The organism is Acidisarcina polymorpha (genome assembly GCF_003330725.1).
Lineage (GTDB): Bacteria > Acidobacteriota > Terriglobia > Terriglobales > Acidobacteriaceae > Acidisarcina > Acidisarcina polymorpha.
Genome location: NZ_CP030840.1, coordinates 5,422,460 through 5,434,977, shown reverse-complemented (window position 1 = coordinate 5,434,977; position 12,518 = coordinate 5,422,460). Strand labels below are relative to the sequence as shown.

7 protein-coding genes are annotated in these 12,518 nt (G+C 57.5%); 1 reads left to right on the top strand and 6 read right to left on the bottom strand.

Going from position 1 to position 12,518, the window contains the following annotated elements:
- Positions 1-104 precede the first annotated feature (104 nt).
- Complete coding sequence (locus tag ACPOL_RS23090) at positions 105-3,656, bottom strand: TonB-dependent receptor (RefSeq protein WP_114209141.1); 3,552 nt, start codon at positions 3,654-3,656, stop codon at positions 105-107.
- A gap of 604 nt (positions 3,657-4,260) precedes the next feature.
- A complete protein-coding gene (locus tag ACPOL_RS23085; RefSeq protein WP_236656973.1) occupies positions 4,261-5,316 on the bottom strand; it encodes a purine nucleoside permease in 1,056 nt (351 codons plus the stop codon).
- Positions 5,317-5,424: 108 nt separating this feature from the next.
- Between ACPOL_RS23085 and ACPOL_RS23080 the strand changes: the two genes are divergently transcribed.
- Positions 5,425-6,825 carry an aminotransferase family protein gene (locus ACPOL_RS23080; RefSeq protein WP_114209140.1) on the top strand — a complete coding sequence of 467 codons (1,401 nt, stop codon included), beginning with the start codon at positions 5,425-5,427 and terminating at the stop codon, positions 6,823-6,825.
- A 76-nt stretch (positions 6,826-6,901) separates the two neighbouring features.
- Here ACPOL_RS23080 and ACPOL_RS23075 read toward each other — a convergent pair whose 3' ends face one another.
- The 4 genes from ACPOL_RS23075 to ACPOL_RS23060 are packed head-to-tail and all read right to left on the bottom strand — an operon-like array spanning position 6,902 to position 12,492.
- Entirely contained in the window at positions 6,902-8,308 is a 1,407-nt protein-coding gene (locus ACPOL_RS23075; RefSeq protein WP_114210996.1) for an NCS1 family nucleobase:cation symporter-1, read from the bottom strand.
- On the bottom strand, positions 8,305-9,705 hold the full coding sequence (gene hydA / locus ACPOL_RS23070) for a dihydropyrimidinase (protein WP_114209139.1): 1,401 nt from the start codon (positions 9,703-9,705) through the stop codon (positions 8,305-8,307). Before hydA ends, ACPOL_RS23075 begins: the two co-directional genes overlap by 4 nt.
- Positions 9,705-11,165: an NAD-dependent dihydropyrimidine dehydrogenase subunit PreA gene (gene preA / locus ACPOL_RS23065; RefSeq protein WP_114209138.1), complete on the bottom strand. Its 1,461-nt coding sequence runs from the start codon at positions 11,163-11,165 to the stop codon at positions 9,705-9,707. Before preA ends, hydA begins: the two co-directional genes overlap by 1 nt.
- Positions 11,158-12,492 (bottom strand): NAD(P)-dependent oxidoreductase, encoded by a 1,335-nt coding sequence (locus ACPOL_RS23060; protein ID WP_114209137.1) that lies wholly within the window; start codon positions 12,490-12,492, stop codon positions 11,158-11,160. Before ACPOL_RS23060 ends, preA begins: the two co-directional genes overlap by 8 nt.
- Between the last annotated feature and the right edge of the window lie 26 nt (positions 12,493-12,518).

The window sequence follows — 12,518 nt, the reverse complement described above, 5'->3', positions numbered from 1 at the left end:
TCCTAACGCTACCGTTAGCGCGGACGGATGGCAATCCTGCAAGGCTTGCAAAAGAAGCGCGGCAAGCTGATCGCCTGCCGCGCCCTTGTTCTACAGCGATTGAATTAGAAGATCAGCTTGGCGCCCAACTCCAGTGTGCGAGGATCGAAAGTGCTCGTCACTTGGCCGAAGTTGCCGGATCCGAACTGATAGCCGACGTTGTTGTACTGGGTGTGATTGAAGGTGTTGAACGACTCCGCCCGGAACTCGAAGTGCGCGTATTCCTTGATCGCGAACGACTTATACAGGGATGTTGAGAAGTTCAGACGGCCCGGTCCGACAATCGAGTCTCTGCTGGCGCTGCCGAAGCCCTGGTTCGCGCCGCCTGCCCAAGCCGGGATCGGTGCCGAGAAGACAGTGGGGTCAAACCACTCCAGCTGCTTATGCGGGTAATGAACTTTTCCGTTGATGTTCGGCCGATTCTGATACCCACCGCCGAGACCGATTGTGTCGTAGCCGATACTCAGCCCAGGACCACCGTAGGCGCTGCCACCAGCGGTGTTGTTCAGAATGACTCCCGACTCGGCCACAACCACGCCGGCAAGCTCCCACCCTCCCAGCAGGGTGTGGGTGAGCCCAGTACTCTGAGTGAAGATCGGCAGCTGGTAGATATAGTTGATGCTGACGATATGACGGCGATCCAGGCCACCCGACCCCTTGTCGTATTTCAAGTTGTAGGGGTTGCTCAGGCAGCAGTTGTTATCGTCGCTGGTGAGATCGATCTCGTGCGACCAGGTGTAATCGAACTCCCCGGTAAGACCATGTTTGTTCTGGGCGCGAATGCCGGTCTGGAAGCCACTGTAATTCGCGTTTGAGGTGTTTTCCTGCTGCGCGATTTGGCCGATGCCGGGGTAGTTCCGGAGTTGATCGCCGTTCGATAGCGATGTGCCGCCCAGATTGGTGCCCGACTTATCCTGAGGATCGCCCGCGTTCGCGCGCGTATCGGTCGGGAGAAGGGTACCAGAGTTTGGATTGTTCGTTCCTCCGAGCGGGGTATTGAGGCTGTAATTGTTGATCTGGCGCCGCACTGGCTGATGCCAGGCCAGGTTGCCGACATATTGCACGACCCAGACGACGGAGGGTGCGACCTCACGCTGGACGCCGAGACTAAATTGAACGACGCCTGGCGCCTTGTAGGTCGTGGCCAGGGTTGTGATTCCTTGTGCGAAGTTCGGAAGTTGAGCCGTCTGTCCTGTGGTCCAGGCGGTGTGCGGGTCGGAGACATAGACGCTGGTTGCCTGCGGATCGTTAAAGAACGGTTCGTTAGCGGCAGCGTTGTAGACGTCGTTGCCTTGAACCCGCTCGTAGAAAGAGCCGATGCCACCGCGAAGGATTGTCTTACCGTCCCCAAAGAGATCGTTAGAGAAACCTACACGCGGCTGGATAGTGTTGTAGTCGTTTTGAACCAATCCCCGGGGGAAGTGGTTCTGACCGGCGATCTGGACGCCGTTCAAATAGAACGCGCCGCCATTAAAGTTGGTCAGCGCGGCCGGATTGAGCTGGTTGGTGTTGTTGCCAAGAAAGATGTTGGCGGAAGGAATCAGAGTTGGGATGTACGTGGCCGGATCGAAATTCGACAAATTGTTTTGTCTCTCGTAAGCGTGCGGCAGGGCGTCGTAGCGAACACCCAGCTGCAACGTCAACCGCGGCGTCACGCGCCAGTTGTCCATGACATAGGCGGAGGTTGTCTGGTTCACGTAGTGGCGGATGGGGAGCGCCTGGGCTTGGTCGTAAGTATTGGAAAGCCCGAGGATGAAATCGACCGCCGAATCGCCGCTGAGTGAACCGATGTTGAAGTTACCGCCGGGATCGCCGAAGATCTGCTGGTTCTTGGTGTACCGGTTATAGCTGAACCCATACTTCATGGCGTGCTTGCCAATGGTGTAGGAGATATCCACCTTGGGTGAGTAATCGCGGGCGGCATTCTTCCATGGTGCCGAACCGGGCAACTCCTGGGTGTTATACGGGGCGCCGAGGTTGAGGCCGGGGAGGTTCGTCGAAGGATTCGCGAAGAACCGGTTCACCCCGAAGCCAGCCGGGACCTGCGAATTCGGGCTGTTGGTGATGCCGATGACGTTACCGTCGTAGTTGAAGCTTGCCTCAGCCAGCAAGCTAGGGCTAATGGTCCCGCTTAATTTCACCGCAGCGCTGTTGGAGGGGTTGTTGAGGACGCTGGTGATGGTGTTGTAGCTGGCGCCCGACCAACCTAACATCGGAGACGCATAGGACTGGGTCACCGAATCACCCAGGTAATGCCCCAGGATCGCCCATTTATCGGTGATCCGGTGATCAATGCGGACGACGTCGTCGCGCACGTCGATCGGCTGGCTAGCAGAGGACACCACCTTGTCGGTGCCCGGATTACCCGCCGGAAAGACGCCAGTGCCGAGATACAGCAAAGCGTTCGGATCGAAGAGCGATGCCGGTATTACGTTGTTGGGGAAGTACACTTTCGGACCGTTGGCCGTGGGTACGGGTATGCCGGCAGCGGCAAGCCTGGCGTTGAAAGCGGGATCGCCTACTACCGGCACCTGGAGCTGAATGGCTGACGAAAACGCCGGCGTCACGTAATTGAGATTCTGCCCAGCTACCGGGAAGTCGGCCGCCGGAATCGCCTGCACCACGTTGGGAGCGCTGGCCTGTTTCAGCTTCCGCCACTCTTCGTTCACGAAGAAGAAGGTCCGCTGCCGGCTGGTGTTGTAGTGTTTTGGTATGAAAATCGGGCCGCCGATGTTGAACCCATAGATGTTGTAGTTGATGATCTGACGGGCGACGACAGGATTCGCCTGCTTATTGAAGTAGCTGTTCGCGTTGTAGTCGGTGTTCCGGTTGAACTCCCACAAGGTTCCATGGAAGTTCTGTGTGCCGCTCTTCAGCGCCAGACTGATGGTCGCCCCTGAGGAGATACCGTAGTCCGGCGGGTAGTTGCTGGTCAGCATCTCGAACTGGGCAATCGCGTCCTGCGAAGGCATGATGCTCGCTCCGCCGGCGCCGCCACGGTCGTCCGCCTCGCCGCCATCGATCAGCCAGATATTATGCGCATGACGCAGACCGTTCACACTGATGAACGAACTGGACGCTACCGAGGTCGGCGTGTTGCTGTCCGGCAAACCCGAACTGACGCCCAGACCAAGCGTCGCCAAGGCCGTCAAATTCCGGTTCTGGGTAGCGATCTCGCTGATCTGGTCAGCAGAGATCAGCGTACTGACCACGTTCGAATCTGCTTGCACCTGCAGCGCATTTGCGGCGACTGTGACCGTCTCGTTCACCGAACCGACAGTGAGAGCGATGTCGGCTCGCAGCGTCTGCGAGACGTTCAACTCAAGCCCCTGCTGGACAACAGCTTCGAACCCAGTCGCCGTCACTTTTATGTCATAAGTGCCGATGTTGAGACCGGGAAAGGTATACGCTCCCGAATCATTGCTTACGGCGGTCTTCACGAGCCCGGTGCTCGGCTGAGTAAGCGTGATCTGAGCGCCTGAAACTACAGCGCCTTGTTTATCGGTTACCGTTCCATCTATTTCCGAGTTCTGCTGTGCATAACCAGTTACGCAAGCAAGCAGAAGAAATAACGAAAATAGAAACACTCCGCACTTCCAAGCTTTTAACAATTTCATTGCTGTCGTGCCTCCCTTAATGGTCTTGCAGCTAATTGTTTTAGCTCTGGATCTTGACCCGCTCGTGCGACTTCGAGATAGCCGTCTTGATCCGCCTTGAAGGCTAGCAACTCCCAGCGCTCGGAAAAATATAGAGCTTTGGCTGCAACTAAAACAATTTAGCGGTACGGTCGGGAATCCTAACCAGTCTGCGATAGCGCTGTCAATGCAAACTTTTTAAGAAACTTCAAATGTCAAATATAAGTTCCTATTTGGTCCACCATTGCTGGGAATCAAACAAGATAGAAGGGTTTCTTGCCAATCCAACTGTTGGCTAGTGGATGAATCATTGAAGAACTACCACTTTGCCTAGATCATTGACGAGGGGTATATAGAACCAGCTTTTTGTGATCTATAAGTTGGAGCAACCACTTTTTATCGGTTCGGGCGAATGCTACCCATTCCTGACGGGCAATGTCAATGCTTATCTTCGGAATTGTTCTGTGAATAGCTAGTGGGGGATGTCTTATGAAAGCTGGCAAGGTTAAGGTAGCTAGAATGCAAGCGTATACATGCACCGAGATAAATCAGCGCTACGTTATCTCGGATGATACTCTTAGTGAAGTTATTCAGCGGGGGAACGGCTACCATACTGTTGCCAATGAGAGACGAGCTCATCAACGATCGTATGCCCTACCGTGTAAGCGCTTTCGAGCGACGGGAGATATCCGCCGTACTTCGAGACCCGCTGCTCGGCCAGGCTCTCCGCCGCCGACACCCCGGGTCGCTGCTGATCGAAGTTGCTGACCGTCCGCAGCACCATGATCCGGGAGAAATCCACCTTGTGCGCCTTGGCGAGAAACGTCAGCGACTGCAGTGTGCCGCTGTCTTCCATCGCAGTCGTCACGAAGTGGCCCTGGCCGCTGGAATAGTAGGCGACCCAGGCGTTGGCCCACTCGTCGAGCTTCTTGCCATGCCAATAGGTGGAGCCGGAGAGTTCGCCTCCCTTTAGTACGAAAGGAGGGCGCTTGGCCGCCTCCTGAGGAAATTGGGCACGGCGCTCGCGAATCGCCTCAGTGTCGCCGAGTGGCACATCTTTGGTCAGCCGATATGCCCAATCCGTCAACGAGGAATTAAGTTGGTAGACTTGGTCGTCGTTAGCGACAACGGGTAATTCGTAGGGCCTAAGTTTACCCAAAGGTACATAACCAGTTGGCCACTCTTCTGGAATCTCCCGAGCATCGATTTCGTAGCCAAGGTCGCCGTCTACCACCCAGTCCGTCCACACTGCCGAGCCGAGAGAGGCTTTGGCGGGATCGGCTCCCGCTATCCCGGCAATGATCCAATAAGCTCTGCTGAGGTCGAATCGCGGATCGAGGCCAAGCGCCATGATGCTCGATGCGGCCTTTGCCGTCCCTTGGCCGGTCGAGATGGCGAGCACCCCCTTCGCATTCATCCGCAAGTCACGATTGCCAGCGGGAAATGGCAGCTTCTGATCTAGATGTTCCCGCTCGACCCAGTATTGATACTCTCCGGGAGCGTCCCCAGTGTCGGCGCCCAATTCAAACATGGTTACCACTACAACCTTGATAGGGAGGGGCGCGGCGGGAGACGGCTTTGCCGCGTACGCAGCTGGAACGCTGGCTATCAGCAAGGGCAAGGCTCGAAGAAATCGCATCATGGGTAAGCCGATGATAGAGTCTCGGCGTCCCGCGCTCTAGCGAATTCGGGTTTTCAGAGGCGGCGATTCCCTGTAAAGTCAGTGTTATCCGGCCATAAGGAAGATCCCATGTCTGAACTGAGCACACTCCCCATCGAGCCCCTTTCCGCCACCATGACGAGCGAGGAAGTTGTCGCGGCCACCAAGCAATTCAACTACGGCACCTGGCGGTATCAGAAGAGTTGGAATCCTCTCCACGTGGTCGACGCCGAAGGCTGCTACTTCACCGACGCCGCCGGGAGGCGCTATCTTGACTTCTCGTCGCAGCTGATGTGCGTTAATCTCGGACACAAGAATCCGGCCGTCATCCGCGCCATCCAGGAGCAGGCCGCGACCCTGCCTTACGTCATGCCCGGCTATGCGACGACCACCCGGGCCGGGTTGAGCAAGCTGCTCCTCGAAGTGCTGCCTGCGGGCCTCGAAAAATTCTTTTTCACCACCAGCGGTACCGAAGCCAACGAAGCCGCCTTCAAGATCGCCCGCATGTACACCGGCAAGACCAAGATCATCGCCCGTTACCGCTCCTACCATGGATCAACCATGGCCTCCATTGGCGCCACCGGCGATCCGCGCCGCTGGCCGCTCGAACCCGGAGCCAAGGGCCAGGGTTTCCTGTTCGCCCCGGAGGTGAACTGCTACAAGTGTCCCATCAAGCATACCTACCCCGGCTGCAACACCGCCTGCGCCGACTATCTCGAACACATGATCGAGAATGAGAGCGATGTCGCCGCCGTCGTTGTCGAACCAGTGGTAGGGACCAACGGCGTGCTCATTCCGCCTCCTGAATACTTTCCCCGCCTGCGGGAGATCTGCGACCGCCGGGGTGTCCTGTTGATCGCCGACGAAGTCATGTCCGGCTGGGGACGCACCGGGGAATGGTTCGCCGTCGACCACTGGGGCAAAGACTCAGGGGGAATCAAGCCCGATATGCTGGTGACCGCCAAAGGCATCACCTCCGCCTACGTGCCGCTCGGTGTCTGCGCCACTACTGCCAAGATCGCCGCCTATTTCGACGACCACTACTTCGCTCATGGACACACCTATGAGGCGCATCCGATGACCCTGGCCCCGGCAGTCGCAGCCATTCACGAGATGCAGCGTCTCGACCTCGTGGCGCGTTCGCGAGCCATGGGATCTTATCTTGGAGAGAAGCTGCATGCTCTCAAGGCCAGGCACCCCTCGATCGGCGAAGTGCGCGGGCTGGGGCTCTTCTGGGCAGTCGAACTGGTGAAAGACCATGGCAGCAAGGCCCCGCTCAATTCCATGCAGGACAAGATCGACGGCAAAGTCGCCGTTGTCGAAAAAGTAGCCGCCGAAATGATGAAACGCGGGGTGACCATCCAGGCCTGGATCAGCCACTTCGTGATCGCTCCTCCGCTGATTATTGAGAAGGAAGAAATCGATTTCGCCGTGGATGCACTGGATCAGAGCCTCGGCATCGCCGATGAGTACGTCGCATCGCTTGGTTAGTGCGGTTCCGATTCAAGCATTGTTCGGCGTGAATGGGAAGGTTACGGATAGGGGAAGACTGACTCTCTTACTCGCTTTAGCCCACGTCAGATCGACGCATGAGCGCGCAGTAAACTGCCCCAGCCACAAAGAACCCGACAAACCAGGCATAGTCATAGAGCCAACGCAGCGAAGGCACAAATAACCCTACCAGCGCCACAATGACCCCAGCCGCTAGAGCAACTAAAGCCCGGTAGTTAAACCCGCGAGCATACTCATAGACGCCGTCGCGCCGGTAAAGGTCGGCCACCACTAACCGGCTCTTGCGAATCACAAAGTAGTCCGCAATCATCACGCCCGCGATCGGTCCGAGCAGTCCTGAGTAGCCCACCAGCCATCCGAAGATGTAGCTATTGAAGTCGCTCAATAGCTTCCACGGCATCATCGCGATGCCAATCACCCCGGTTATCAATCCACCGGTGCGGAAGGAGATGAGTCGCGGATTCAGGTTCGAGAAGTCATTCGAGGGCGAGACCACGTTCGCCGCGACATTTGTGTTCAGAGTGGCAATCAACAAGGCTACCAGTGCTATCGAAGCAATCAACGGCTCGTTGAAGCGGCCGAGTAGCGCTACCGGGTCCCAGATCGGCTCGCCAAAGATGACCACGGATGCCGACGTTACGGCAACTCCGATGAACGAATAAATGGTCATGGCGGCCGGAAGTCCAAGCGCCTGGCCAAGCATCTGCGCCTTCTGCGATTTCGCGTAGCGGGTAAAATCCGGGATGTTCAAAGCGACCGTCGCCCAGAAGCCCACCATCCCGGTCAGCGAGGGCACGAAGAAGCGCAGAAAACTGCCGGTCGTTTGAAATTTACTCGGGCTCGACAACACGGGACCGAGCCCCCCGGCTTTGCGGGAGATCCACCAAAGCAGTAGGAGGCCGACGGTCAGCATGAACGGCGCGCTCACCCCTTGCAGATAGCGGATACTCTCGACACCTCGCCAGATGACCAGAATATTGAGCAGCCAAAACGAAAAGAAACACACCCAGATGGCGCCGGGGTAGCTCGCGATCCCGGGCCACAAGACCGCCAACATCGAATGGATAGCGTGACCGCCGATCCAGCATTGAATGCCAAACCAGCCGCAGGCAACGAGCGCTCGCAACACCGCGGGAACATTGGCCCCACGCACCCCGAAAGAGGCCCGCACATACACAGGAAACGGGATGCCATATTTTGCCCCTGCGTGAGCATTCAGCACCATCGGGACAAGCACAATCAGGTTGCCGAGTAAGATGGTCCCGATCGCCTGCTTCCAACTCATGCCTCCAGCGATAAGCCCTGAAGCCAGCATGTACGTGGGGATGCAGACGCTCATCGCTACCCAGAGCGAAGCGTAATTGTAAGTAGTCCAAGTGCGCTTGGATGCTGGCACCGGAGCGAGGTCGGCATTATAAAGTCCTTGATCGTACCCGGCTGGTACGACTTCGACCTCACTCACTGCCACGCTCCGCCGCGAGCATCGCGCTTGAGATATTCTCCGCGGCCGGGTTTGCCCAGGAACTTTCCACCCTCGACCACCAGCTCGCCGCGAGAGAACACCTGCCTTGCGTTCCCCTTGACCCGGTGACCCTCGAACATCGAAAAGTCGCAGCGCATGTTGTGAGTAGCGGCGCTGATCAGATGGCTTGCATTCGCATCCCAGATAACGATGTCGGCATCGCTGCCGGGTGCGATCGTTCCCTTCTTCGGATACATGCCAAAGATCTTGGCCGGCGCGGTCGCCGTGATCTCGACGAAGCGGTTGAGCGAGAGCTTGCCTTGTCCCACTCCATAGTGATGAATCAGCTGCAATCGGTTTTCAATGCCTGGGCCGCCGTTCGGTATCTTCGTAAAATCATCCTTACCCAGCACCTTCTGGTCGGCAAAACAGAAGGGACAATGATCCGTTGAAACCACTTGCAGGTGATCGTCCTTCAAGCCATCCCACAGCTTCGGCTGGTTCTTCTTTTCCCGCAGCGGAGGCGTAAAAACATACTTCGCATCTTCGAAAGACTCGCCCTTCATATTGTCTTCCAGCGAAAGCAGCAGATACTGCGGACAGGTCTCCGCAAAGGCCGGCACGCCCCGGTCGCGTGCTTCGCGGACCTTGTTCAGCGCGTCTTCTGAAGACAGATGCACAATGTAGACGGGAGCGCCGGCGATCTCGGCCAGAGCGATGGCGCGGTTGACTGCCTCCGCCTCCGCCTTGGTCGGACGAGTCAGTGCGTGATAAATCGGCGCGGTCTTTCCCTCAGCGAGCGCCTGCTGGACGATGACATCGATGGCGCTTCCGTTCTCGGCATGCATGCAGATGAGCGCGCCGTTCTTCGCCGTCTGCTGCAAGGCCCGGAAGATGGTGCCGTCATCGACCATCAGCACATTTGGATACGCCATAAAGAGCTTGAAGCTGGCTACGCCCTCGCGCACGAGCTCGTCCATGTCTTCAAGGCCTGCGCCGGCCAGGTCGGTGACGATCATGTGCAGGCCGTAGTCGATGCATGCTTTCTCCGCCGCCTTTCCTAGCCAGATATCGAGCGCGCCGCGCATCTTGGTGCCCTTCGCCTGAATGGCAAAGTCGACGATGGTTGTCGTGCCGCCAATCGCAGCGGCCCGAGTACCGGTGAGAAAGTCGTCGCTCGACGTCGTGCCTCCGAACGGCATATCGAGATGCGTGTGCACGTCGATTCCTCCGGGCAGCAAGAGCATACCTTGGGCGTCGATGACCTCGTGGCCGTTGACTAGTTCGATCCCGGCACGAACTTCCTTGATCGTGCGGCCTTCGATGAGCACGTCGGCGGCAAAGGTCTTCTCGGCAGTGACGAGCGTACCGTTCTGGATGAGTGTTCCCACCGGCATCAGTCGGCTCCTACATTTGTAACCGCAGCAGTGGCTTGACTTGCGGTACGCTGCTCCCAACTTTGCGGCGGCAGCCCGAGATCGATGCGCTCCATCGTGATGCACTCCTCTACGGGACAAACGAGAGAGCACAAATTGCAACCGACGCATTCCGTCTCATCCACGCGGGGAATTCTTGCCAAAGGGGTTGCATTGGGAAGGCGCTGCGACCTATCTAGATGATCGAGTTTCGGAATCGGGGTCACCGTGATCTCCGCACGGCTGCGGGCGACAACGTCTGGCGGTTTGCTGTGGACCTCGACATGGCCATCGACCGGACCGCTCACACGGTCCAGATGAATGCACTGATGGGCCCCATCCCAACACGCGGTATAACAGAGGTCACATCCGATACATTTGTCTTCGTGGATGTGAGCAACAATCTTGTAATTGAGATTTAGGTGCTTCCATTCGTTCACCCGGGGAAGGCTCAGACCGCGAAAATCTTCGATCGTCGCGAAACCCTTTTCGCTCATCCAGTTTTGCAGGCCGTCGATCATGTCTTCGACGATGCGGTAGCCGAAATGCATCGCTGCGGTACAGACCTGAACTGAGGAGCAACCGAGCAGAAGAAATTCCGCCGCATCCCTCCAAGTGCCGATGCCTCCGATTCCTGAGAGTGGCAGCATGGAGGCAGGATCGCTCATCACTTGCTGCACCAAGTTCAACGCGATCGGCTTGACTGCGGGTCCGCAGTAGCCTCCATGAGAGCTTGCGCCATCGACATTCGGCCGCGGAACAAAGGTGTCGAGATCAATGCCGGTGATCGAATTGATCGTGTTGATTGCGGAAAGGCCGTCTGCCCCGCCCCGCTTCGCAGCCCGGGCGACGGCCCGGATGTCGGTGATGTTAGGAGTTAGCTTGACCAGCACCGGCGTGCTGGCGACCTCCTTCACCCAGGACGTGATCATCTCGGCGTACTCAGGCACCTGCCCTACCGCGCTTCCCATGCCGCGTTCGCTCATCCCGTGAGGACAACCGAAATTCAATTCAAGCCCGTCCGCACCCGCGTCTTCACTCTGTTTGACGATGGCGTGCCAAGCCTCGCGCGTCGACTCGACCATCAGCGAGGCAATCACGGCATTTTTCGGATAAAGCTTTTTGACTTGTGCAATCTCGCGAAGGTTGACCTCGATCGGTCGATCCGAGATCAGCTCTATGTTGTTCAGGCCCATCATGCGTTGGCCATTCCAGTCGATCGAGGAATAGCGCGAAGACACGTTAACGATGGGCTCGCCGATGGTCTTCCAAACCGCCCCGCCCCATCCCGCATCGAAGGCGCGCATGATCTGTTCCCCGCAGTTGGTCGGGGGTGCTGAGGCTAGCCAAAACGGGTTAGGCGACTGAATCCCCGCAACATTGGCGGCGATATTGGGGGCGGCAATGTTGGGAACACTGTTGAATTTCCGCGTGTCAGGCATAAGCAGCCTCATGTTGCAAGACGTTGGCAATCCCGATGGCGGCGCGTTTGCCGTCAGCTACTGCATCGACAACCTCTCGCCCTCCGTTGACGCAGTCTCCTCCAGCGAAGTACCTCGGATTCGCAGTCTGCCCGGTGGCGCGCTCAACCACCACCCGCTCCTGTGCGAGTTCAACCCCACGGCACTTGCTCAAAAATTCAAGCAGTCCCGCCTGGCCAATCGCGGGAATCAGGAGATGACACTCCAGGTGAAAGCTTGAACTGGGTATCTTACGAAACTCGTCCTTGTCGCTCGGCCACACCTGCGCGCATTCAATGCTGGCGAGGCTCATGTCGTCATGGTGGACTGCAACCGGGATCGTATTCCAATGAAACTGGATGCCCGCCCGCTTGGCATTCTCGTACTCGAAGCTGAACGCAGAGATGTCGCGCTCTTCGCGGCGATATAGGACGTGGACCTCTTCTGCGCCTAGCCGTTTGGCTGCATTGGCAGCGTCAATGGCAGTGTTGCCCGCGCCGATCACGACAACTTTGCTCCCTACCGAGATCCGGCCACCGGTCTTGTAACTGGAGATGAATTCCAACGCATCAACGACCTTCGGGTGGTTTTCTCCCGGGATATTGAGCTTGCGCATCGGCCCCAGACCAACGCCGAGGAAGATGATTTTGAAGTCCGCTTCCAACTGCTCGAGATCCGCCTGGCTGGTGAAATCCTTTACTTCAAAGTTCACTCCGAGCGAACGAACCAACTCCACTTCGCGAAGACTGTCCACACTACGAAGTTTGTACTCGGCAACTCCGTAGGTATTCAGCCCCCCCGCAAGCGGCTTCCGATCGAAGACGGTGACTTGAAAACCGTGTTGCTGTAACTCCGCCGCGCAGGCGAGCGATGCCGGACCGGCGCCGATGCAAGCAATCTTCTCCGGGCGCAGCTCAGAGACCTTCAGCGAAAGCTTTCTGCCGCTCTTGTAGAAGTAGTCCATCGCATGACGCTGCAGGCGGCCTATCTGAATTGGCTCTTCATTGAGGCGATGCATCACGCAAGCTCCTTCGCACAGCACATCGACCGGGCAGACGCGGGCACAGCTCGCTCCGAGAATATTTGCCTCAAGGATCGTGGTCGCCGAACCGTGAACGTTGTCCGAAGAAATTTTCTTGATGAAGCGCGGTACATCGATGTGGGTCGGGCAAGCGGCCGTGCATGGTGCGTCGAAGCAATTGAGGCATCGATTTGCTTCGATCGTTGCGGCCTGGCGCGCAAACGGAGGGTGTAAATCTTCAAAGCGCTGAGCGATTTCGGGGTGAGGTTGAAATGCCTGGTGTTGCATTCTCGAATCTCCATGGTGGAAGACGC

Coding starts and splice junctions, on each gene's coding strand:
- ACPOL_RS23080 (WP_114209140.1), top strand. CDS start 5,425: ATGTCTGAACTGAGCACACTCCCCATCGAGCCCCTTTCCGCCACCATG.
- ACPOL_RS23085 (WP_236656973.1), bottom strand. CDS start 5,316: ATGATGCGATTTCTTCGAGCCTTGCCCTTGCTGATAGCCAGCGTTCCA.
- ACPOL_RS23090 (WP_114209141.1), bottom strand. CDS start 3,656: ATGAAATTGTTAAAAGCTTGGAAGTGCGGAGTGTTTCTATTTTCGTTA.
- hydA (WP_114209139.1), bottom strand. CDS start 9,705: ATGCCGGTGGGAACACTCATCCAGAACGGTACGCTCGTCACTGCCGAG.
- ACPOL_RS23060 (WP_114209137.1), bottom strand. CDS start 12,492: ATGCAACACCAGGCATTTCAACCTCACCCCGAAATCGCTCAGCGCTTT.
- preA (WP_114209138.1), bottom strand. CDS start 11,165: ATGCCTGACACGCGGAAATTCAACAGTGTTCCCAACATTGCCGCCCCC.